The organism is Psychrilyobacter piezotolerans, assembly GCF_003391055.1.
GTDB lineage: Bacteria > Fusobacteriota > Fusobacteriia > Fusobacteriales > Fusobacteriaceae > Psychrilyobacter > Psychrilyobacter piezotolerans.
In genome coordinates this window covers 29,575-52,267 of record NZ_QUAJ01000006.1, presented here as the reverse complement: position 1 = coordinate 52,267, position 22,693 = coordinate 29,575, and the positions used below count along the sequence as shown (strand labels likewise).

Genomic DNA, 22,693 nt, shown 5'->3' with positions numbered 1-22,693 from the left:
AGCTAGGAAACATAAGAGGAGAAGTCAGAAAACCTTTCTGGATGGACATCAGAAGGTCAAGGGATAGCTAAAAAAATAAAAATAGCATAGTAAGAAACATTGAGAGGGAGAAATCCCTCTTTTTTTGATTTTTGTAACAGATTCCCTCCCCTATAGGAATCCATTAAGTGACGCTTTAACGACCGGCAGTTGATTGAACTCATAGATACCAAGAAATACAAATGAGTAAAAAAACAATTAAGTTGACAAGCTTAAATTTGCATCGTATTATTACGATATATGAATATTTAAAGCTGATAAAAAGGAAGTGAAAGATAATGAGAAAGAGTTTATTAAAGTTAAAAGTTCAAACCCACTGGAGCTGGATATTGTTAGTGGCATATTTTGGACTAAGTATTATGGATATTAGACTGGGAATATTAGGTTTTCTTTGTATGCTGGCACCAATTTTTCAGGGATTTAGAGGGAGAGGGAGGATACACTGTTCCCACTATTGTCCAAGGGGAGCTTTTTTTGGTAGATTTATACCTGAACTGGGAAAAAAGAGATATCTGCCAGTTAAACTAAGAAGTAATAAAAGTAAGTATATTATTTTGGGAGTAATGATGACTTCCTTTGCTTTTTCTATGTTGAGTTCTGGAGGAACATTAGAGGGTATAGGTAGAGGGATGTTAAGAATGATGGGAAGTAGTTTACTTGCTGGTATCGGACTTGGAATGTTTTATATTCCTAGAGCATGGTGTCAAATTTGTCCAATGAAAACAGCAACTAAAGAGGTGGAAAAGAGGAGGAGTTAAGATGTACAAGATAAATAGAAATGAGTGTATAGAGTGTGGATTTTGCAGCAAAATTTGTCCTAAAAATGCTATTGTTGAAAATAAAGAATTTGGATATGAGATAACTAATATTTGTATTAATTGTGGACTCTGTGCCAAAAAATGTCCTGTAAGTGTTATTGAGAGGGTAGAAGGGTAAGGAGTTTAATATGTCAAAGCCCAATAACTCGAACCTTTCAACATCTACCTTTCCCTATTTCCGAACCTTTATATTTTTTTATAAATGTAAAATAGATTACAAAACAATAGTTTTATTTCCTGTATTCTTTATGTAATAAATAAAAAGGGGGGGATTAATTTTTCCCGGCATTAGCTATCGGAATAATTGCCTTTGCAGCATTTGCAGTGATTACAGCGGGAATAGGAATACCCTTTGTATTTTCTCAGGGAGTAGATCCGGCTATTGCAGGGGCATTAGGACTTACAGCAGGATACTGCGGGACACTGCTTACACCAATGGCTGCCAATTTTAATATAGTTCCCGCAGCAATTATGGATATGAAAAATAAAAATGGTGTTATTTTAGCCCAGGCACCGGTGGCAATAGCAATGCTGGGGATCCATATTGTACTTATGTATTTTTGGGCATTTTAAGGAGGAGAAAGATGAAGTTACTTATTACAGGATTTGATCCATTTGGAAATGAGATTATAAATCCGGCCTGGGAAGCGGTTAAACTTCTGCCGGGAAAGATAGAAGGGGTAGAAATTATTAAACTTCAAGTACCTACAGTTTTTAAAGAATCTATAGATATTCTTTTAGATGGGATAAAAGAGCACAAACCGGAAGTTGTAATCTGTGTGGGGCAGGCAGGGGGAAGGTACGATATCTCTGTAGAAAGGGTGGCTATCAATTTAGATGACGCCAGAATAAAGGACAACAAGGGAAATCAGCCCATAGATGAGCCTGTATATCAAGATGGAGAGAATGCATATTTTACAAGTCTCCCAATCAAAGCCATGGTGGAGGAGGTAAAAAAAGCAAATATACCTGCTTCGATTTCCAATACTGCCGGAACCTTTGTATGCAACCATATAATGTATGGTTTACTCTATCATATAAATAAGTTTTCTCTGGTAAAAAGGGGCGGGTTTATCCATGTACCTTTTATACCACAGCAGGTGCTGGATAAAAAAAATATGCCCTGCATGGATCTAAAGTCTATAGCTAGAGGATTGGAAGCTTCCATTAAAGGGATATATGAAAATACTGAAGATTTAAAGATATCAGGGGGAAGAGAATTTTAACTTTATCAATTAAATTAACTATTATTGACATTTTTGGTTAGGTATAGTAAAATATGCATTGGATGATGGTACGATATCGTACTAGTTATGTGGTGTATTTTATTAAATGGAGTTGATAATATGGATTTTAAAGCTATTAGAATTTTTGAGGAAGAGGGAAAATTTATCCCTAAGATTGTTAAAAGAAATATAGGGGATCTTCCAGAGGGAGATGTAGTTATCAAGGTCATCTATTCGTCCTTAAATTATAAGGATGCATTATCCTGCTCTGGAAATAAAGGTGTTACAAGAAATTTTCCGCATACTCCGGGAATAGATGCCGCAGGAACAGTTTATTCATCTGAGAATTCTGATTTTAAAGTTGGAGAGGAAGTTTTTATCACAGGATATGATCTGGGGATGAATACAGATGGAGGATTTGGTGAATATATCAGGGTTCCATCCAGCTGGATAATAAAAAAACCTAAAAATTTGAGTTTAAAAGAAGCTATGATCTACGGAACAGCAGGTTTTACATCGGCACTGTCTGTCTATGAATTAATTTCAATGATAGAACCTGAGGACGGACCAATCCTTGTAACTGGGGCTTCTGGTGGTGTTGGAAGTCATGCCGTTAAATTTTTAGTTAAATTAGGATATGAAGTAGTGGGTGTTGTTGGAAATGAAGAAAAGAAAGATTTTTTATTAAGTTTAGGAGCTCGTGAAACTATAATTAGGAATGAATTTAAAGACCTGTCTAATAGAGCTATGTTAAAACAAACTTGGGCAGGTGTAATTGATACAGTTGGAGGAGATCCCCTGTCTATGGCTATCAGATCCCTAAAGTATGGTGGAGCAGCAACTACTTGTGGAAATGTAGCGGGAGGAGAGATTCCTCATATGAATGTGTATCCTTTTATATTGAGGGGAGTACGCCTTATAGGAATCGATTCTGTTCAGTGTCCTAAAGAAAAAAGGGAAGAGGTATGGAATATCCTGGCTGATTCCTGGAAGGGAGACCAATTAGAAGACGGAATTCAAGAGGTTTTATTGGAGGAGATGTTAGAAAAAGTACAGGATATGTTGAATTCAAAGCTGATTGGAAGGGTAATTCTAAAGCATTCAAGTTAGATTGCAGACTATTATAATCATTGAATAAATTTAAAATGACTGTTTAATTATCGGTCATTTTTTTGTTTTTAAGTATTTTTTTAGGGAAAATACTCTTTATTAAAAGTGTAATGTATTATATAATTAACAGAGTATTTTATTAATTATAATAAGGGAGGTAGGGATATGAAGTCTAAAGAATCGTTAAAAATTGTTATATATTATACATTATTCAGTTCTTTATGGATATTGTTTTCCGATAAGCTGCTTTTTATCCTGACCCAGGATTTATCGTTGTTACATATTCTAGGTAATTTTAAAGGGTTCTTCTTTATTATTTTGACAGCTTTTATATTGTTTGAAATGATTAAAAAAAGTTATTCTAAAATTGAAAATTTAAACGAGCAGCTGCAAAAAACCATTATCGAATCACAAAATAACCAAAATCTGTGTATGGAAAAAAACTTGGAATTGAATAAAATAAATAATACTATGGGTGATTATTTCAATCTTTCTTTGAAAATGCTGAGTCCCATTGAATATAAAGATGAATTATTCATTTTAGAGATCTTTAAAATTGGATTTAGGGTAGCTCAGGAGAGTGATTTTGGGAGTGCTTTTATTGTAAAAAATAATAAATTAAAATTTATTGATTCTAGAGGTTTTAGCTTAGAAGAGTTACAAGAGATGTCTGAAGATATAAATCTTTATAAATTTTCAGAACAAAATATAATTTTAAATAAAAATTGTGAACTTGATATCCAAAAAAAGTTAAAAAATAAAAATGCATCCTTAACCCAGGTAAAAGAATCTCTCTATGTTGGAGTATTTAAGAATGAAAAAATTATCGGGGGATTTAATCTGGATATAAGTAAAAACTCCTCCAAACATTATTCCCGTGAAACTATAAATAAAATCCAGGTGATTCAGCAGCTTTCAAATGGGTTTTATAAGATAAAAAAATCCAGTGACTATAAGATGATGCTGCAAAAGGATATTGTCCAGTCTTTTATTACAGCTTTAGAATTTCATGATCATTATACAAAGGGTCATTCTGAATCGGTGGCATCATACAGCGTTAAAATAGGAAATTCATTGGATTTGGATGAAAAACAACTGGATGATCTGTACTGGGCTGCAGTTATGCATGATATCGGAAAAATAATAATCCCCAGTGAAATTTTGAATAAAAAAGGTAAATTAAGTGGTTCTGAATATAAAATTATCAAAGAGCACTCCCAGATGGGATATAAAATAGTATCACAGAGTGATACTCTAAAAGATATCTCTGAGTGTATTTTATATCACCATGAAAGATGGGATGGAAAGGGTTATCCCAAAGGGCTCAAGGAAGATGAAATTCCCCTGTTATCTCAGATTATATCTGTGGCAGATTCGTGGCATGCTATGACATCGGAAAGGGTGTATAAAAAACAACTGACCACAGAAGAAGGTGTAGGGGAACTCCTAAAAAACAGAGGGACACAATTTTCTCCTGTAGTTGTAGACGCATTTATAAAAATCATTGCTTAAAAGGACAGCCATATGAATATAAAAAAAAAAGTTATTAAAATATCAATAATTAGTGCATTGATTCCAATATTTTTTTTAGGAACTTATGGATATTTTTTAGTTAAAAATAAAATAGATGAGAGTGAAATGGAAAAGATAGAACTCATGTTCCATTCCCAGAAGTCTGAATTTAATTTAATTTTTAATAAGTCTAAAACCTTATTGAATCTAGCTGAAATCTTAGTCAGTGACTATGATGAATTAAAGGGTGATAAGCAGAATTTAAACCTTATGCTGGGTAAAGTCGCAGCTGATAATACAGAGATTAAAAATATATTTTGGGGATCCGATAAAGGAAGGATCTACACATCCAATACAAATCTTCCAATAGATTATGACCCGAGATCACGACCCTGGTATATAGGGAGTTTAAGGTCTAAAAACAATAACTTATCCACCATAACCTATGAATTTATGGATGGGAAAAGAGGAACAACTATAACAAAAAAAGTTTACAGTAAAGATGGAATTTTTAAGGGTGTTATTGGATTGGATCTAAACTTTTGCGGCCTTGAAAAGAAATTAAAAGAGTTTGCATTGGGAAAAAAAGTAACCATATTCATAGTCGATAAATTTGATTCCATTGTTATAGACTCAGAAAAAAATAATGAAAATTTTTTGTTGATCAGAGAGTATATGGAAAATCTCTTCCCTGTTAAGTTTTCCAAAGGAAATTATTATCTGAGGGATGTAGCATTATCAACAGATATTTCACGCATAAAGATAGATACCCCCAAGGGAGCCGTAATTTTTATCAAAGAATATATTCCCGAGTTAGAACTTCTTATGATTGGAGGGGTCTATGAGCATGAATTGACTGAAACAGCTCATAAAATAATTATATCTGGTTTATTATTTACATTACTGGGACTTACAATCACCTCGATTATTGTAAATAAATTTATTAAAAAACTGGACAGCCATATCAAAATTATAAATACTTTGATAAGGGAGATTTCTCTTGGAAATTATAAAAACGATGAAAAAAAACTTTTAGAATTTATATCTGAAGACTCAGAACTTAATGCAATAAGAAAAGAAGTTGAAGTACTTCAGACCAATATAGAAAAAAGAGAACTTAATTTAAAAAACAGTGCCATAACCGACTGTCTTACTGGTGTATATAACAGGAAAGGGTTGGAACTCTGCCTGTCAGCAGCAAAGAAGAAATATGAACTATTTGATGACTATAATTTTTCGATAATTATATTTGATATAGATGATTTTAAAAAAATAAATGATACCTATGGTCATATATTTGGAGATAAAGTTTTAAAATTAATCTGTAAAATATTTATAGAAAATACCGATAAAAATGATCAGATATATAGATATGGCGGGGAAGAATTTATAATCCTTGTTCACAATGTAAATCGAAAGGAAGCATTTAGAATAGGAAATAGGCTGAGAAAAATAATAGAAAAATATGACTTTATACTTACTTCAAATTTGGAAAAACTAATGAAAATAACCGTAAGCGGCGGAATAGCCGAATATGAGAGGGGACTGGATATAGAACAATTTATAAAAAAAGCAGATGTGCTGCTTTATCAGTCTAAAAACAGCGGTAAAAATAAAATTATCTATTAGCCCTGTAAAAATAATAATATCAAATTAAATAAATCTACAATTTTTATTAAAATTACTTAAACAAAAAAAAAGAGGCTCTAATTAATTAGATGCCTCTTAACCATAAATAACCTATAAAGTCTGCTCCATCTCATACCACACAGCTCCCCCATGGGTAGAAGCTGAAATTCCTATCTTCTTATATCCCATTCTTTCATACATTTTCATAAGATTTTCCTTACAGAGTAGAAGGATCTTCTCCTTTCCCATCTTCTTAGATACCTCAATAAATTCTTTCATCATCATCTTAGCTATTCCTTTTTTTTGATGAATAGGATCCACAGCTACTGAAAAAATAACTATATTTTTCCCTCCATCTTCATGACCGATGAGACCCTTGAACTCTTCATCTGTTATGTCTTCCTGATTGGTAGAACCACTATTTATATGGGCTGCTATCTTCCCATCTAACTCTCCTACTATAAATCCTTCTGCAAATTTTCTTAACCTTATTTCTATATTTTCCTTACAGGCTGCTTCATCCTCTGGAAATGTTTTCCCTTCCAGGATAAAACAAGCTTCAACATCTTCCAATCTTCCATTTCTAATCTTTAATTCCATATGATCCCCCTGCTATTTTAATTTTTATATGAATAAATAGGTCCACTGTATATATTTTTTAATAAAATTATAGCATATTTTGTATCAAATAATTCTATAAATATTTTTCAGCCAATTCCTTTGCTGCTATAATTCCTTCCTCTGAAAGCCTTTTTGTAGGCTGTCTGCAATACCCTGCATCTACCCCTTGAGTTTTCATAATCTCTTTGATTGTCTGGTATAAGCCGTTGGCCAGGATTCCCTCTATCAAGTCATTGGTTGTATGCTGTAGTTCTCTGGCTTCCTTTATTTTTCCTCCTTTAGCAAGGGTGTATATTTGTTTTGCTCTTATTCCATTCACATTATATGTACTTCCTATTCCGCCATCTACATGAAGGACCGCAGCCGATAACATCATCTCATCTAAACCTGCGTATATAAGGTGGTCTGGGTATGCCTTTCTAAGTCTTTCCAGAAGGAAAAAATCTCCATGGCTAAACTTTACTCCTATTATTTTTTCATTTTCAAAAAGTTCGCCAAATTGATCCAGGCTGAGATTTACTCCTGTTAAAGATGGTATGAAATAGATCACCATATAATTTCCAGTGGCCTCTATAATTGTATTGTAATAGTTCTTTATCTCCTCAAAATCAAATTTATAGTAAAAAGGAGTTACTGCTGACAGTGCGTCATACCCCAGATCGGTGGCATATTTTCCAAGCTCCACAGCTTCTTTTAAATTTACAGATCCCACCTGTGCCATAAGTTTAACCTGACCCCTTCCTTCATCCATGGCGATATAAAGAATTCTTTTTTTCTCCTCTGTAGATATCATGAAATTTTCCCCTGTACTTCCGCCTACATATAAGCCGTCTACCTCCATCTTGTGGATATTATGTCTGATAATTTCTCTGGTTCCATTTTCATTTATATTGCCGTCTTCATCATATGCCACCATTAATGCTGAATAGATACCACCTAATTTTGTTTTCATCTTTACCCCCTATATATATTAAAAAATTAATCCACAAGTTTCTCTTACGAACATCTATATTAAGTATCTTATAACATTTTTGATTGTTATCAAAAAATGGTTCCCTTCCCTTCTGATTTTCCACCTGTGCTTCTTAAAAATTGTACAGAGATGAGTTTCATTTATTCGTTGGTAATATTGAGGTTGAGAGGGAAAAAACTTAATCCATGAGAAGGACTAAAGGTCCACCAGAAAGACTTTTAGTCTATCTGGTGAACCTAGATCTTAGAAGATATAAAGTTATAGCAATTTATATTTTAAAATATTGAATAATTGAATTAATTATTAATCTAACTAAAACCAAAGGCTAATTAGAATACCCAGATAATATAAACCATCAGTTATTAATATAATCAAATTAAAGGTAAAATTTTTTTAATTTTCCTCGAAAATCCTTTCAAAATTTTTATGTTTTTTTATAAAAATTTTAACTATTTCAGGGTCAAAATGTCTGCCACTTTCAGATCTTATTATCTCTATAGATTTTTCATGGGTAAAGGCTTTTTTATAAACCCTTTCCTGACGCAATGCATCGTATACATCTGCCAAAGCCACTATCCTTGCTTCAATTGGGATCTCTTCTCCTTTTAAACCTTTTCCATATCCCAGACCATTCCATTTTTCATGATGATATCTGACTATATTTAAAGCTACCGGACTAATATCCAGATCTTTCATAAGATTATATCCTATTTCCACATGATTTTTCATTGTTTCAAATTCTTCCTCTGTCAATTTCCCGGGTTTTTTTAATATATTATCAGGTATCCCTATCTTTCCCACATCATGAAGGGAAGCATATAATCCTATTTCATTTACAAAATAATTCGGCATTTTAAGTTCTTCAGCCAATAATTCTGAATATTTGTTTAATCGTTTTATATGTGCACCTGTATCTTCATCGTTGAATGTATTGGCATTTTCCAGAGTTTCAACCAGACCAATAGTTAATTTTTTTAACTTCATAGAAGTGTTTTTAAATTTTCTTAAATGATTATAAACGAAACTTAGCAGGAGAATTGAAACTGCGGAGATAACTATAGATAATTTATAATCTTTTGCTATTTTTATTTTTTGGATAAAAAATTTATCTTTATCTTCTTTTATTCTATAAGAAAATTCATTGTTCAATGAATTTATTAAAAAATAAAGGGTTTTATCTTCTTTGGGTATTCCAAAACTTAACTCCAGCTTATCCTGGATAGTCCCTGCAACCTGCAGATCTCTTATACTATATAATTTTGAAAAATAATCAATTTGCTGCAATTCCCCTATTAAAATATCCGCTTTTTTAGAACTTACTGCTGTCAATACTTCTCTTATATTTTTAAACCTTATTAAATTATTCCCTAATCCTTTATACAAAAGATACCTTTCAATAAAAGAATTTCTTACTACAGCAATACGATATTTTTTTAGATTATCAAAATACGGGACGTAGCTTTCATCACTACTATTAAAAATCAATAATGGTATCTGGGTATAAGGTTCTGTTATGAGTATTTCTTCATTTTCAGATATTAATTCTTCCCCATTGACACTCAGTATAAATGGGTCTACATCAAAATCTATATTTTCTCTTTCAAACTCTATTTGTATTCCCAATATTTTATCAATTTCATAGAAGTAATTATTTAAAAATCCTTCTGGGACCTTATTTTCATTGATATAGAAAAGCTGTGGAAATTCTTCAAAGGAAGGAAGAAAAACCTTTATTTTTTTCCTGTTTTTAATATATTCTTGAATTTCATTGGATATCTCCAACTTATTTTTCGTATAACTCAGTGTTTCCTCATGAAAAAACTTCATTGTCAGATCTTTATTATCAAAAATTCTCTCTATAATATCTAACAAAGGCTGAAATTCTGCCTTTCCTCCAGTATAATAATCCGTTTTAATAACTTTTGAAAAATAATTTAATTTTACATTATTGTTTGGCGTTTTGACTAAATATTTTAAAGCCTCCTGATAATCTTCGATATAAACATCCGCCTCTTTAGACAATATAGCTTCTACAGCTTCTTTTTGATTTGGTTTAGAGATCAATGTAATTAGGTTCCCGTATTTCTTTATAATTTTATTTTTTATCTGGTCTCCCTCTTCATAGACAATTTTTTTTCCAAAATTATCTTCTTTAAAATCAATAGAAGGATAATCTTTTCTGGTAATCGCAACTCCATCTAATTCAACAGGTGTATCTATATACTCATATTCTTTATTATTTCTTTTATAGTCTTCTACACCCATTACTATATCAGGAATCCCCAAATCTACAGAACTCTCAAATATTTCAGTATCTTCATCGATTATGTTAAAACTAAGTCCTGTGTTTTCTTCCAATACTTTAATTATATTAGGAAAAACACCCTTTCTTTTTCCCTTTGAATAATAATTTAATATCCCTCTGTCCTTATCCAAATAAATCGTTATATTTTTATTTTTATTTGCTGTAATCCACTCTTTTTCATCTTTATTTAATGGAATATTTAAATTTTCTATCCCATAAATAGAAACACTCAATAAAATAAAAATTGAAAATAATAATTTATTCATAAACCACCCCTTTTTTTATTCATTATTAATATTTTAAAGCAAATAAAAAAGAGGCTACATTGTAATTATACAAATAGCATACCTCTAAAAAAGTTGCGGCAACTGGCTGTCATATCTTAAGAGACTTAGACCCTTTAGTTTTGCGTCACAAAATTTCCCCTGCTCTGCCTTTTTCAGAATTATTCCCTGGATTATATATATTTTTACTTTAAACAAAATATTATAACTTTATTATCATAATAACAGAATAGATTAAAAACTTCAAATAAGGATATTCTTTATAGACTATATCTGACACACCTACTTTATATTTACCGTAGATAACATTATCCTAAAAATTCTTCTCGATACTTTAAATCAGTAGGGGAAAAATATAGCTTAAAGTTTAAATTTGTGGTACAGTATGCCTAAATATATAGTTTGGGAGGAGCAGCATTATGAATATAGGATATCTTTTGATGATATCATCAATGATTATATGGGGAAGTATCGGGATATTTGTACGATATATTGATCAGCCGCCAGAGGTTATAGTCTTTTTCAGAGTATTTATAGCATTTATAGTACTTGGAATATTAAAATTTACAAAAAAGAAAGATAGCACAAGCAATAAATTGTCTTTGAAAGAATATTTAATCCTTTCTATGAGCGGATTATTTATTGCTCTCAATTGGTTTTTCTTTTTTCGGGCAATTAAAGTTACAACTATTGCTTCAGCAACAATGAGTTACTATGTAGCCCCTGTTATCGTAACTATACTTTCTGTTTTTCTGTTAAAGGAAAGTATCAATAAAAGAACTTTAATTGCTGTTGGACTAAGCTTTTCGGGGATAATTTTAATGACCCTGATGGGGTCTCAAAAAGGCAGTAATTTTAGCATGACAGGTGTGGGGTATGGGTTGATCGCGGCATTTTTTTACGCCTTAGTTACAATCAGTGTAAAAAAATTGAAAGATGTTCCATCCCATAAAATCAGTTTATTTCAAATGGGAATCTCCTCCTTGATCTTTTTTCCTGTGATCAAAAATATGAAGAGATTCAATACCCTGTCTTTAATCTTAATGATTATAGTGGGGGTCATCCACACATGTATAGCATTAAACCTCTATTTTGAAGGAATAAAAAGAATAAAAGTTCAGCATGTGGGAGTTTTATCCTATATAGATCCATTGGGAGCTGTTATATTAGGAGGAATATTTTTTAATGAAATGCCAGGAATCCCAACAATTATAGGAGGGGGGATGATTTTATCGGCCACCTATCTAATTTTAAAAAGAAAAGGGTAAAATTAAAAGGACTAAAATTATATTTCTAACCAGTAAAAAGAGAGCTGTAACAGCTCTCTTTTATTTTATAATTTTTTATTAAATTTGATATATCGATACATATATTGTAACAGGTTACAATATATGTAACTTTTTTTTAATTTTTAAAACTATTTACAAGGGTAGATATATGATATATAGTTAATTTATAAGCATTTTGATTCCAAAGTGGACATAAGAGCATCTATTGTCATAATTAAATTTGAAAAAAAACAATTAAAATCAGTATTTAAAGATTTAATATAAGCACTGTTTTCAATAGATAAATTCAGAAAAGAATTTTGTTGTATAGTATTTTCAATATTACATGTAAAAGAGATAACTTTTATATCATTTTTTATACATTTGTTTAATTGCTTTACAGAATACTTCGTTTCTCCAGATTCAGAAATAATAATAGCTAAAGGAGACTTTGTATGAGGTGTTTCTAAAAGTTCTAAATGTTCATTTACAAATGCAAGATATCCATGCTTTGTTAAGCGCTCTTGAAAATAACGGCTTATAATTTTTGAAAATCCATTCCCCATTATGTAGATAGCTTCATTAGAAGATGTTTCTAAGATTTTTTTTAACTCTTCCAGTTTAGTATGGTTTTTTTCAAAATAATTTATAAATTCATGATTTTCATGATTTTTGGAAGTTAAGCTTTTAAAATGATAAACCATATCCACAAAACCTTTTAAGTTCATTTTTTTAGCAAGATGCATGACTACAGATGTAGAACAAAAACAATCTTTAGCAACTTTACGAACCCCATAGTCTAAAACATCATCTAAATTTTCTAAGATATAAGTTAAAACAATCTCTTCAGATTGAGTCAAAGAATATTTACTAACTAATTTACGTATACTGATACTCATAATAATTCACACCTTTATAATTCATAATTGTAATTATACATTAAAAAATCAAAATAAAAAAGGAGAAAAACATGTTAATAGAAGGAGTATTTTTATCGAAGTTTCCAGAAAAAATTATACACAGGTTTCATGTGGAGGATGCCAAGGAAAATATAACTATTTTTTTAAAAAACTGTATATTTGAACATGTAATCGCCGTATTGAAAGATCCAAAGGGTAGAATAAGGGGGACATTTACCTTAAAAACCTACAATAGAGTTTATTCTATTTTTAAAGAATTTAATAGAACTTCGAATTTATTTAAAGAAGGGGATCTGGATAAAGGGGAATGGACATTAACTCTCATAAAAAATTATGACTGTCGAGGAGAATATTCTATAGAAATACTAGAGGATATGAAAATTTACCATGGGGATGATTATAGGAAAATTCAAGAAGTCTCAACAAAAGGAGAAAAAGGATGGTATTTTGGAGAATTGCATTGCCACACTAATTTTTCAGATGGAAAAATATCTCAATTAGAGGTCTACAATGGATATAAAGAAAAAAAATTGAATTATTTATTTATAACAGACCACAATGTCATATCTAACAAAGGGATTAATAGGGATTGGAATCTTTTTTCAGGAACAGAGTTGACCTTGGACAATAAAGGGCATTTCAATATATATGGAGTAGATCTTATAGATTATGCAGAGTTATTTAAAGAAAATCTGGATCCTTGTGAAAATGTAAAAAGAATTTTATTTGAGGTGAAAGGCAAAAAAGAGAGTCTGATCTCATTAAATCATCCATTTCAAAATAGTACAGGATTAAAATACAATTTACCCATGGAACTTTTTCATACAATTGAACTCATAAATTGTCCCTATAAAGAAAAAGAAGAGATGATAAATAAATCTATTTTAGCTTTCGATTATTTATGGAGTAAGGGATATAAGATTTTTGGAGTAGCTGGAAGTGATACACATAAGGGTATAAAAGGGTATAAGACAACAGTTGGAATCCCTAAAAATGCCACATATTTAGAGGAAGGATTAAATCAAAAAAAAATATTGGAAGCATTAAAATATGGAAGGAACTATATAACTTTTGACGATGAGATAGATATTAAGATTTATTCTATAGAAAAAAATTATATTTTAGGTGACCAGATAGATGAAGAGATAACTTATTTTGTCAAATCGAAAGAGGAGGTTCTATGGCATGGTATTTTAAATGGGAAAAAAATTTATTCTGAAAAAAATTCAGAATTTAAAATAAAAATAAAATTAGACAAAGGAGAAAACTTTAGAGTTGAAGGGCATAATTTAGATGGTGGGATACGATATTTTTTGAATCCAATTTATAATAAAGTTGGAATTGTAGAGTATATAAGTTGGTACGATGTAGAAAATCATATAAATAAGGGGGAATAAAATGAAAGAGACGCTACAAACACTAGGGAGAACGATGCTCATGCCTTTGGCCGTTATGGCAATAGGAAGTGTATTTATGGGATTAGGAGGAGCATTTACTTCTCAAGGGACAGTCAATGCACTGGGATTAGGAGACATTATATATAGCGGGAGCACAATATATAATATATTTTTTATAATGAAATCTATTGGTAAGGTAGTATTTGCTAATCTTCCAATATTATATGCTGCAGGTGTGGCATTCGGGATGTCTAAAAAAGAACAAGGATGGGCAGCATTCTCAGCGGTGTTATCATATATTGCATTTAATGCAATAATATCATCTATGTTTAAAATAAATGATATTTCAGCTGTAACAACTGCAAAAACATTTTTAGTTGAAAACAGAGGTATGGATATAATCACTGCAACTAAATGGAACTCTCTTTATACTAATGTTTTAGGATATTTTTCCTATAGAACCGGTATATTTGGAGGATTAATCATAGGATTAATTGTACAAAAAATACATAATCGTTTTTATAATGTAAAATTACCCATGGTTCTTTCTTTCTTTGCGGGAACAAGGACTGTCCCTATCCTATCATTAGTTGCTGGATCTTTTGCAGGAATTATATGCTACTATGTATGGCCTACGTTTGGATTGGCCTTAGCGGAACTAGCTAACTTTATATCCAGAACAGGTCTATTCGGGACATATCTATGGGCTATGCTAGATAAATCTTTACTGCCATTGGGACTTCATCACTTAGTTACAATCCCGCTAAGATGGACTGAGCTTGGAGGAACAGCTATAGTGGATGGTAATTTAGTAGTGGGAACTTCTGGTATTCAAATGGCACAATTAGGTTCATCTGAAATGACAAAGTTAATCACCAGAAACCTTAACTCTGGAAGAGCTATCTTACATTTAGGGTCTTTACCAGGAGCAGCGCTGGCTATATACCATACAGCAAAGCCTGAACAAAGAACAAAACTTCTTGGAATATTAATGCCAGCAGTATTAACTATGATCTTGTTTGGAATAACTGAACCTTTAGAGTTTACATTTCTGTTTGTAGCTCCTTGGTTATTCTATTTAGTACATGTTCCTCTTACAGGTTTAGCATTTACGTTAGCTGAATACTTTAAAATATCAATATATGGAAGTAGTATTAAAGATTGGTTACCTCAGATATTCCAATTTCAAAAATTATATATTGTTCCATACTTTTTCTTAGTACCTCTATTTTTCACAGCTTATTACTTTGCATTTAGATTCTTAATCTTAAAATACAATGTTAAGACTCCGGGAAGAGAAGATGAAGATGAAGTGAAACTTTATAGCAAAAAGGATTATTTAGAGAAAACAGGTGAAGGAAAAAAATTAGAGCCACAATTTCAAGGAGCTAGACTAGCTAATGATATCATAATGAATCTAGGTGGGAAAGAAAATATAGAAAGCTTAGACAACTGTATTTCTAGACTAAGAGTAATAGTAAAAGATCCAAATAAAGTATCTGAAGATCATACATGGAAGGGATTATTAAAAGCATCAGGAATTGTTCGTAAAGGAAATGCACTTCAGATAATTTATGGTGTTAAAGTACAGACAATTGCTGGAGATGTAAGAGAAATATTATATTAAAGGGAGAAAAAAATTGAAAAATATACATATGATAGCACACACACATTGGGACAGAGAGTGGTATTTTACCACTCTTGATACTCAGGTCTTAGCATTAAAATCATTCAAAGAAATATTTGGTGCCTTAGAAGAAAATTCCAAGCTGAACTATCATTTAGATGGCCAAAGCTCTTTAATGGAAGATTACCTTAATCTAAGAGGAAAAGACTTGAATAGAGTAAAAAAACTTATTCAAGAAAAAAGACTGTTCATAGGACCTTGGCATACACAGCCAGATCTATTTAATATTGGTTGTGAATCAGTTTTTAGAAACTTAAAATATGGAAAGACCTATGCTGAAAATATGGGACATAGTATGGATGTACTCTATCTTCCAGATACTTTTGGTGCCAGTGCCCAGCTTCCTCAGATAACAAAATCTTTTGATATCAATAATATCATCATAAGAAGAGGATATGATGATAAATATATGGGTAGTGTAGAGATGAATTGGTCTGCATTAAATGGAGATAGAATAAAAACAGCAGCTATGCCTTTTGGATATTCTTTAGCCCACCCTGAAAGGGGTGGAAGACATAGAAATTTTGACGAACAACAGCTTTATATAGAGACTTTTAAACTGCTCGAAAAAATAAAATCAATATCTTCCGATGAAAATATAATGGGACCAATAGGTGGAGATCAGGTAAGTATTGACTCTGATTTTGATAAATTTGTTGAAAAAGTTAATTCCATAGGAAAAGATAATTATATCTTAAGTTCTTATGAAAAATATATGGATAGTATAAACCCAAATAATAATTATGAAGGTGAATTTAGATATCCAAGATATTCAAGGGTACATAAAAGTATTACATCATCAAGGTATGATATAAAGAAAATTAACCATGATGTAGAGCAATTTCTTATAAGAGAAGTAGAACCACTAATGGCTTTTGCTAAAAAGAAAGGAATCAGTGCTCCAATTGAGATGTTGGACAAAGCCTGGAAACTTCTTTTAGAATCTCATGCCCATGACAGTATGGGAGGATGTAATAGTGATGCAACTAATAAAGATGTAATAATGAGGTGCCAACAGGCTCAGCAGATAGCTCATTCTTTATTTAATCTTATAGCTAAAACTATGCTACATAACCTTGAGGAAAAAGACATCTTTATTCTTGTAAATGGTTCAAACGAAGAAGAAATAACATCTACTGGAAATAAGATAATTACAGATAAGGAAAACTTTAAAATAACTGATTTTGAAGGAAAAGAAATGAAGTTTACAATAAATAACCAGGAGAAGAAGCAGAAACCAAGACAGGTACTATTGACTCCTGAAGGTGAAGTAGAAACTGGTGTAGATGAATATTATTATATTAATGATATTGACATGACTAAAGTTGAGATGAAACCTTTATCTTATAAGATATTTAAAGTTAGCTATGATTGTCTGGAATCAGATAAACTATCAGAAACAGAAATAGACCAGATTGAAAATAATTTATATAAGATTATATTTGAAGATGGAAAATTAAATTTAGAGGATAAGGTTAACAATATCATAATAAAAGACTTTCTTTCATTTGAGAATATGAGTGATGATGGGGATCTTTATGATTACTCTTCACTTAGAGACGAAAAAGAAATAATAATAAAAGACTTTATCTTAAAAAGTGTCAAGGTATCAAATTATAAAAAGATTATGAATCTTCAGGCTAAAACAAGGATTCCGGTTTCATTAAAAAAAGATAGAACAGGGCGTTCAAATGAAACTAAAGAGTTAATAATTGATTTTTCAATTGTTTTATCTGATGAACTTGTCAGATTCAAAGTAGATATAGATAATTCTATTTTAGATCATAGGTTAAGGGTGGTATTTAATCTTGGTATAAATACAGAATTTGCAGTAGCCGATCTTCCTTTTGGATTTATCAAAAGAGAAAACAATCATAGTCTCATGAATAATTGGGAAGGTTATACAGAATTTCCAATAAATTTAGAGCCTATGCAAAATAGTGTGTCTATCTACAATGAGGATAAAAGCTTTACCTGCTTTGGAAAAGGAGTAAAAGAATATCAACTTGTAGAAGACGGGGTTGCCATAACATTATTCAGGTCTGTAGGGTATATTGGTAAGAATGATTTACATCACAGGCCTGGCAGAGCCTCAGGAAGAGTTATGGTGGCTAAAGACGGACAGCTGCAAAAGAAGTTAACTTTTGAATTTTCCATAGGGTTGAACAAAGAAATCGATGAAAAAAGAATAAGCCAGTTAACTGAAAGATATTTAAATGATCCATTATTATACCAAAAACAAGAGTTAGAAAAAGAAATTCATAGGATTGATAACTTCGACATTTGGCTGGAAAAATGTGAAATGGATACAGAAGAATCCCTTATGATTTTTGAAAGTGATCTCACATTCAGCGGAATAGATTTAGTAGAAGATAAAGTAATATTAAGACTCTATAATCCTACTGAAAATCAAATTGAAATTTCTAAAGAGATTAAAAAACGGATAGTTAATGCACTGGGGAAAACAATAAAAAAAGATAAAATACTGGCTTATGATCATATAAATATAACGTATTAATAATTTAATATTTTAAAATTAGGGGGATTAAATGAAAAAAATAATTATAGTTTTAAATTTATTGTTAAGTGTTCTAAGTTTCGGAGAATCAACTAAATATTATATGCCTAATGCCCATTCACATAATGATTATTTACAAGAGCAACCACTTATTTTGGCATTGAAAAATGGGATGTCCAGTATTGAAGCCGATATCTGGCTTAGAACTGATAGTAAGGGGGTTCCTAATCTTTATGTTGCTCATGATGAAGAGGAAATTACTCCCGATAGAACTTTAGAGGATATGTATTTAAAACCTTTAACAAAATTTATTGCTGCCAATAAAGGAGTAGTATATAACAATAAGGATGAAAAAGTGTTTCTGCATGTTGATTTAAAAACTACAAATAAGGAAACATGGGACTTACTACAGGAGGTTGCTGGAAAATACAGTCATATTTTCACTCAATATCTTCCTGATGGAACCATAAAAGAAGGAGCTGTAACAATATTTACCAACGTAGATTATACTAGTCCTGATTCAGTAAGATATTCTACTAAGGATGGACGCTTTGGTGATATTTATAGCAACGATAACTGGAAAAATTATTTTACAAATGCTAAAGTAACTCCTATTGTTAGTAGCGGCCTTTGGAAATATAATGATCCTAAAAAATCATTTAATTTTAAAGACGAGAAATTATACAAGGAGATAATAAGTGAATTTAATGCTCCTCTTAGTAAAGAAAAAAGGTTAAATGAAGTAAATACTGAAAATGCTTCCGTAGCACTCAGCAAAAATTACAAACTTCTTTATAAATATTTAGCTGAAAATAAGGTAACATTCTCTGACTACTTCATAAATCAGATGAATTTAGCAAATGAAATAGGTCATGAACACGGTGTACTAATTAGGTTTTGGAATTCACCAGATAATATAGATATGTGGAACCTGTTAAAACCATTAAAAAGTGTTATGATCAACACCGGTAATCTACAAGAATTAAGAGAGTTTATACTAGAAGATTAAATAAGCAAATTTATTTTTTTTAAATTAGGGGGATTGAATGAAAAAAACAATTGTAATTTTAAGTTTATTGTTAAGTGTTCTAAGTTTCGGAGAGTCAATTAATATTATGAGTTTTAATATTAGAAATAGTAAAAATAGTACTATAGCTGCCGATGGAATACATAATTGGCCGGCTAGAAGTAATAAACTTGTATCATTTTTAAAGATATCTAATTCAGATATCATAGGTTTTCAAGAAGATAGAGGAGGCCAAGTGTTGTTTTTAAGTGATGAATTACCTGAATATGGTCGGACAGGAATTGGAAGAGATGATGGTATTCATTATGGAGAACATACCAGTATTTTTTATAAAAAAGATAAGTTTACTGTAATAGATAATGGCACATTTTGGTTATCTGAAACTCCTGAAATAGTAGCAAGTATTAGTTGGGATACTTCACGTGTTAGAATAGCAACCTGGGTAAGGCTTCAAGAAAAGAAAACAGGTAAAAGAATTTTAGTATTTAATACTCACTTTGATCATAAAGGTATAGTATCCCGAGAAAAAAGTGCCCAGCTAATTGTAAAAAAAGCAAAAAAAATATCCCATTTAAACGATGAACCTATTCTAATTATGGGAGATCTTAACTTTGAAAGAAATAATAAAAATAGTTATGAAACTTTTACAAATGATTATAATGATGCTAAATTTAGTACACAAACTCCACCTAAAGGATTCAATTATACATATAATGGATTTGGAAAAGACAAAAAATCTGAAATTGATTATATCTTTGTAAGTGACAATATTCAAGTAAATAGTTATGAGCAACTTCAAATAATTGAAGATGGTATATATCTCTCTGATCACGGACCTATTATAGCTAAAATTAAATTGTTAAAAAATTAATACATAAAATATTACGATAATTAAAGGAGAAAAAATTGTTTTTAAAAGTAACATATTATTTAATTGGTTTATTCCTATTGGCTCTGGGTATAACATTTACTCTTATAAGTGACCTTGGGGCAGGCGGTTGGGATGCCTTGGTAGAGAACCTCTATAAACTTACAGGTATAAAAGTAGGAAATTGGCTTATAATAATAGCCTTTATACTTCTTATTGTAGCTGCTATATTAAAAAAAGAATTCTTAAATTATAAGGCTTTTATAGTTTCTATAATATTGGGGAAACTTATTGATTTTTGCTACTATCCGTTAATACAAGTCCTTAAATCAGAATCTTTCATTATAAAAATTTTTATCCTTTTTACTGGGCTTATTCTTGTAGGAATAGGATGTGCTATGATGTTTGTTACTAAACTTCCCAAAAATCATACTGAAACTTTTGTTTTTTCCATTGCAGATACGACAGAAATATCTTATCGTAAGATAAAAACTACTGCAGATGTCAGTGCTCTTATAATTGCTCTGGTAATTGGTTTTAAATTAAAAGATTTTTCAAATCTTGGGGTAGGTACTGTATTAAGTTCATTTTTTATGGGTAGTATAATCCATTATATGATGCCCCTCGCAAGAAATGGACTCCACTATCCTAAAAAAATTATTTTTACACCCCTGCAAAAATGAAAAAAATTCAATAAAAAAAATATGGAATAAAAATTAAAATATAGTTTTAATTTTTATATTCAAAAAAAGGAGCTGTTATGGAAAGACTATACCCATTTAAATTTAAAAAAGTTTTTAAAGAAAAAGTATGGGGAGGAAGAGGTTTTGAGAAAAGTTTTGAAATGACTTTACCTACAGAGGATTCTTATGGGGAATCTTGGGAGGTAAGTTCCCGTAAAAATGAAATGAGTGTTATTGAAAATGGCAGATTAGAGGGGAAGACCTTAGAGGAGTTATTTTCAGATTATAAAGGTAATTTTGTAGGAGAAAAAGTCTACCATAAATATGGGGGGAAATTTCCTTTACTTATAAAATATCTGGATATCAACGACAGGTTATCTGTTCAAGTGCATCCAAATGATGAATATGCCCTCCGGGTAGAGGGAGAATTTGGAAAATCAGAGTCATGGTATATAATGGAAGCTAGTTCTGATGCCAAGTTAATTATGGGATTTAAAGAAGGAATGACTAAAAAATTATTTATGGAAAAAACTAAAAATAAAAATTTTAATGATTTATTTAATATCATTTCTATAAAAAAAGGAGATTTTATAAACGTCACTCCTGGATTAGTTCACGCAAGTTTAGAGGGGAGTATATTAATTTGTGAGGTACAGCAAAATTCCGATATAACCTATAGAATTTATGATTTTGATAGATTGATTGATGGTGAACTTCGTGAACTTCATTTAGACAAGGCTATGGAAGTTATAGATTATGAGACGATCCCCCAAATTAATACCGATCAAAATAGAAAGAATGTAGAAGTAAATGGGGGAACTAAACAGGAGATTATTAGGGGTAAATATTTTAATATAGATAAATTTCTGTTAGAGAAAAAGTTTGAAGATACAAATAGAGATTCATTTATGATATATTCCATCTTGGAAGGAGAGGGAAATCTGAATTGTGATGGTGTGGCCTATTCCATAAAAAAAGGCGAAACTTGGTATATCCCTCCTAAATTAAATATAGAGATAGAAGGGGAATTAGAAATTTTAAAAACATTTATGTAAAAATAAAATATTAAAAAGTAGTCTATCCCAAATTACGTGTAAATTATATTTCTAACCAGTAAAAAGAGAGCTGTAACAGCTCTCTTTTTATTACTATTCCATAAAAATCATTCCTTCTGTGTCATAGCCCAAGTTTTTGGCTTTCTTTAAATATTCTTCCAATAATTTTTCTGACATCTCTACATCCCTTCTCCTTAATACCCATAAATATTTACTTGTATCTCCTCCAACCAGAGCATAGTTATAGTCTTTATCGATATGAAGAACGTTATAGCTCCCATAAAATGGCCTGAAAAAAGATACCTTTAATCTGCCTAATTGAGGAGTTTCTTTTATATACCCCCTACTCATACTCCATTTTTGTTTTTCTTCGCTCCATCCCCTGTTGACGGCTATAATCTTATTTCCTTCTTTTAAATAGTTTGCAGTTACCTTTGTGAGTCCCCTCTCAAATTTGTTGTCTGTTCTGGCAACTTCCACCCATTCTCCCAGATATTTTTCAAGGGAAAATTCTTCCAGTGAATGATCTTTTAAATTTATTTCTTTTTTGCTGCTGCAGGCAGAAAGCAGGGTTAATATCAGTATAATAATTATTATTTTATTCATAATCTTCTCCTTTTTTATATTATTTTTGCCACCAATTCCACTTAATTAAAAAAATTTCCTGTTGTATCATAGGAGTCTTATTTTTTCTTGGTTAGAATCTTATTTTTATTTTCAACTTAATTTCTTTTTCAGATAAAAAGAAAGAAC

General features: G+C 30.9%; 20 protein-coding genes and 1 riboswitch. Of the genes, 15 read left to right on the top strand and 5 right to left on the bottom strand.

Annotated features, from left to right (window positions below; translation table 11 throughout):
- Nucleotides 1-317: 317 nt before the first annotated feature.
- The 7 genes from DYH56_RS04740 (at nucleotide 318) to DYH56_RS04710 (ending at nucleotide 6,334) form a co-directional block, all read left to right on the top strand.
- Nucleotides 318-797, top strand: a complete 480-nt coding sequence (locus tag DYH56_RS04740) for a 4Fe-4S binding protein (protein WP_114641806.1) — start codon at nucleotides 318-320, stop codon at nucleotides 795-797.
- A 1-nt stretch (nucleotide 798) separates the two neighbouring features.
- The gene (locus DYH56_RS04735; RefSeq protein ID WP_114641715.1) at nucleotides 799-975 is read left to right on the top strand and encodes a 4Fe-4S binding protein; all 177 of its coding nucleotides are present in this window, start codon (nucleotides 799-801) and stop codon (nucleotides 973-975) included.
- Nucleotides 976-1,151: 176 nt separating this feature from the next.
- Nucleotides 1,152-1,430: a 5-oxoproline transporter, DUF979 family subunit gene (locus DYH56_RS04730; RefSeq protein WP_439652934.1), complete on the top strand. Its 279-nt coding sequence runs from the start codon at nucleotides 1,152-1,154 to the stop codon at nucleotides 1,428-1,430.
- Nucleotides 1,431-1,441: 11 nt separating this feature from the next.
- Entirely contained in the window at nucleotides 1,442-2,083 is a 642-nt protein-coding gene (gene pcp / locus DYH56_RS04725) for a pyroglutamyl-peptidase I (RefSeq protein ID WP_114641714.1), read from the top strand.
- 120 nt (nucleotides 2,084-2,203) lie between these two features.
- The gene (locus DYH56_RS04720; protein WP_114641713.1) at nucleotides 2,204-3,193 is read left to right on the top strand and encodes a YhdH/YhfP family quinone oxidoreductase; all 990 of its coding nucleotides are present in this window, start codon (nucleotides 2,204-2,206) and stop codon (nucleotides 3,191-3,193) included.
- Between the two features lie 165 nt (nucleotides 3,194-3,358).
- Nucleotides 3,359-4,705: an HD-GYP domain-containing protein gene (locus DYH56_RS04715; protein ID WP_114641712.1), complete on the top strand. Its 1,347-nt coding sequence runs from the start codon at nucleotides 3,359-3,361 to the stop codon at nucleotides 4,703-4,705.
- Nucleotides 4,706-4,717: 12 nt separating this feature from the next.
- On the top strand, nucleotides 4,718-6,334 hold the full coding sequence (locus DYH56_RS04710; protein WP_114641711.1) for a sensor domain-containing diguanylate cyclase: 1,617 nt from the start codon (nucleotides 4,718-4,720) through the stop codon (nucleotides 6,332-6,334).
- 111 nt (nucleotides 6,335-6,445) lie between these two features.
- On the opposite strand, the gene DYH56_RS04705 is transcribed toward DYH56_RS04710, so the two are convergent.
- The 3 genes from DYH56_RS04705 to DYH56_RS04695 form a co-directional block, all read right to left on the bottom strand.
- Nucleotides 6,446-6,934, bottom strand: a complete 489-nt coding sequence (locus tag DYH56_RS04705) for a GNAT family N-acetyltransferase (RefSeq protein WP_114641710.1) — start codon at nucleotides 6,932-6,934, stop codon at nucleotides 6,446-6,448.
- A 94-nt stretch (nucleotides 6,935-7,028) separates the two neighbouring features.
- Nucleotides 7,029-7,907 (bottom strand): N-acetylneuraminate lyase, encoded by an 879-nt coding sequence (locus DYH56_RS04700; RefSeq protein WP_114641709.1) that lies wholly within the window; start codon nucleotides 7,905-7,907, stop codon nucleotides 7,029-7,031.
- Nucleotides 7,908-8,321: 414 nt separating this feature from the next.
- Complete coding sequence (locus DYH56_RS04695) at nucleotides 8,322-10,499, bottom strand: HD domain-containing phosphohydrolase (RefSeq protein WP_114641708.1); 2,178 nt, start codon at nucleotides 10,497-10,499, stop codon at nucleotides 8,322-8,324.
- 94 nt (nucleotides 10,500-10,593) lie between these two features.
- Nucleotides 10,594-10,678, bottom strand: a riboswitch (cyclic di-GMP riboswitch).
- Nucleotides 10,679-10,936: 258 nt separating this feature from the next.
- On the opposite strand from DYH56_RS04695, the gene DYH56_RS04690 reads away from it, so the two are divergent.
- Entirely contained in the window at nucleotides 10,937-11,785 is an 849-nt protein-coding gene (locus tag DYH56_RS04690; RefSeq protein ID WP_114641707.1) for a DMT family transporter, read from the top strand.
- A gap of 185 nt (nucleotides 11,786-11,970) precedes the next feature.
- On the opposite strand, the gene DYH56_RS04685 is transcribed toward DYH56_RS04690, so the two are convergent.
- Complete coding sequence (locus DYH56_RS04685; protein WP_114641706.1) at nucleotides 11,971-12,684, bottom strand: MurR/RpiR family transcriptional regulator; 714 nt, start codon at nucleotides 12,682-12,684, stop codon at nucleotides 11,971-11,973.
- Between the two features lie 71 nt (nucleotides 12,685-12,755).
- Between DYH56_RS04685 and DYH56_RS04680 the strand changes: the two genes are divergently transcribed.
- The 7 genes from DYH56_RS04680 (at nucleotide 12,756) to DYH56_RS04650 (ending at nucleotide 21,940) form a co-directional block, all read left to right on the top strand.
- Nucleotides 12,756-14,102: a CehA/McbA family metallohydrolase gene (locus tag DYH56_RS04680; RefSeq protein WP_114641705.1), complete on the top strand. Its 1,347-nt coding sequence runs from the start codon at nucleotides 12,756-12,758 to the stop codon at nucleotides 14,100-14,102.
- Between the two features lies 1 nt (nucleotide 14,103).
- The gene (locus tag DYH56_RS04675; protein WP_114641704.1) at nucleotides 14,104-15,729 is read left to right on the top strand and encodes a PTS transporter subunit EIIC; all 1,626 of its coding nucleotides are present in this window, start codon (nucleotides 14,104-14,106) and stop codon (nucleotides 15,727-15,729) included.
- A gap of 13 nt (nucleotides 15,730-15,742) precedes the next feature.
- The gene (locus tag DYH56_RS04670; RefSeq protein WP_114641703.1) at nucleotides 15,743-18,307 is read left to right on the top strand and encodes a glycoside hydrolase family 38 N-terminal domain-containing protein; all 2,565 of its coding nucleotides are present in this window, start codon (nucleotides 15,743-15,745) and stop codon (nucleotides 18,305-18,307) included.
- Nucleotides 18,308-18,338: 31 nt separating this feature from the next.
- On the top strand, nucleotides 18,339-19,316 hold the full coding sequence (locus DYH56_RS04665; protein WP_114641702.1) for a PI-PLC domain-containing protein: 978 nt from the start codon (nucleotides 18,339-18,341) through the stop codon (nucleotides 19,314-19,316).
- A 37-nt stretch (nucleotides 19,317-19,353) separates the two neighbouring features.
- Nucleotides 19,354-20,205, top strand: coding sequence for an endonuclease/exonuclease/phosphatase family protein (locus tag DYH56_RS04660; protein ID WP_114641701.1), 852 nt, complete (start codon nucleotides 19,354-19,356; stop codon nucleotides 20,203-20,205).
- Between the two features lie 35 nt (nucleotides 20,206-20,240).
- Nucleotides 20,241-20,885 (top strand): YczE/YyaS/YitT family protein, encoded by a 645-nt coding sequence (locus tag DYH56_RS04655; RefSeq protein WP_114641700.1) that lies wholly within the window; start codon nucleotides 20,241-20,243, stop codon nucleotides 20,883-20,885.
- Nucleotides 20,886-20,962: 77 nt separating this feature from the next.
- Complete coding sequence (locus DYH56_RS04650) at nucleotides 20,963-21,940, top strand: type I phosphomannose isomerase catalytic subunit (protein WP_114641699.1); 978 nt, start codon at nucleotides 20,963-20,965, stop codon at nucleotides 21,938-21,940.
- Nucleotides 21,941-22,033: 93 nt separating this feature from the next.
- On the opposite strand, the gene DYH56_RS04645 is transcribed toward DYH56_RS04650, so the two are convergent.
- Nucleotides 22,034-22,546 (bottom strand): lipocalin family protein, encoded by a 513-nt coding sequence (locus DYH56_RS04645; RefSeq protein WP_114641698.1) that lies wholly within the window; start codon nucleotides 22,544-22,546, stop codon nucleotides 22,034-22,036.
- Nucleotides 22,547-22,693 lie beyond the last annotated feature (147 nt).

Excerpts from the sequence above, each read along its gene's own strand:
- DYH56_RS04720 (WP_114641713.1), top strand. The coding sequence starts at position 2,204 with ATGGATTTTAAAGCTATTAGAATTTTTGAGGAAGAGGGAAAATTTATC.
- DYH56_RS04740 (WP_114641806.1), top strand. The coding sequence starts at position 318 with ATGAGAAAGAGTTTATTAAAGTTAAAAGTTCAAACCCACTGGAGCTGG.
- DYH56_RS04710 (WP_114641711.1), top strand. The coding sequence starts at position 4,718 with ATGAATATAAAAAAAAAAGTTATTAAAATATCAATAATTAGTGCATTG.
- pcp (WP_114641714.1), top strand. The coding sequence starts at position 1,442 with ATGAAGTTACTTATTACAGGATTTGATCCATTTGGAAATGAGATTATA.
- DYH56_RS04685 (WP_114641706.1), bottom strand. The coding sequence starts at position 12,684 with ATGAGTATCAGTATACGTAAATTAGTTAGTAAATATTCTTTGACTCAA.
- DYH56_RS04700 (WP_114641709.1), bottom strand. The coding sequence starts at position 7,907 with ATGAAAACAAAATTAGGTGGTATCTATTCAGCATTAATGGTGGCATAT.
- DYH56_RS04660 (WP_114641701.1), top strand. The coding sequence starts at position 19,354 with ATGAAAAAAACAATTGTAATTTTAAGTTTATTGTTAAGTGTTCTAAGT.
- DYH56_RS04705 (WP_114641710.1), bottom strand. The coding sequence starts at position 6,934 with ATGGAATTAAAGATTAGAAATGGAAGATTGGAAGATGTTGAAGCTTGT.
- DYH56_RS04715 (WP_114641712.1), top strand. The coding sequence starts at position 3,359 with ATGAAGTCTAAAGAATCGTTAAAAATTGTTATATATTATACATTATTC.
- DYH56_RS04675 (WP_114641704.1), top strand. The coding sequence starts at position 14,104 with ATGAAAGAGACGCTACAAACACTAGGGAGAACGATGCTCATGCCTTTG.
- DYH56_RS04665 (WP_114641702.1), top strand. The coding sequence starts at position 18,339 with ATGAAAAAAATAATTATAGTTTTAAATTTATTGTTAAGTGTTCTAAGT.
- DYH56_RS04680 (WP_114641705.1), top strand. The coding sequence starts at position 12,756 with ATGTTAATAGAAGGAGTATTTTTATCGAAGTTTCCAGAAAAAATTATA.
- DYH56_RS04695 (WP_114641708.1), bottom strand. The coding sequence starts at position 10,499 with ATGAATAAATTATTATTTTCAATTTTTATTTTATTGAGTGTTTCTATT.
- DYH56_RS04690 (WP_114641707.1), top strand. The coding sequence starts at position 10,937 with ATGAATATAGGATATCTTTTGATGATATCATCAATGATTATATGGGGA.
- DYH56_RS04650 (WP_114641699.1), top strand. The coding sequence starts at position 20,963 with ATGGAAAGACTATACCCATTTAAATTTAAAAAAGTTTTTAAAGAAAAA.
- DYH56_RS04735 (WP_114641715.1), top strand. The coding sequence starts at position 799 with ATGTACAAGATAAATAGAAATGAGTGTATAGAGTGTGGATTTTGCAGC.
- DYH56_RS04645 (WP_114641698.1), bottom strand. The coding sequence starts at position 22,546 with ATGAATAAAATAATAATTATTATACTGATATTAACCCTGCTTTCTGCC.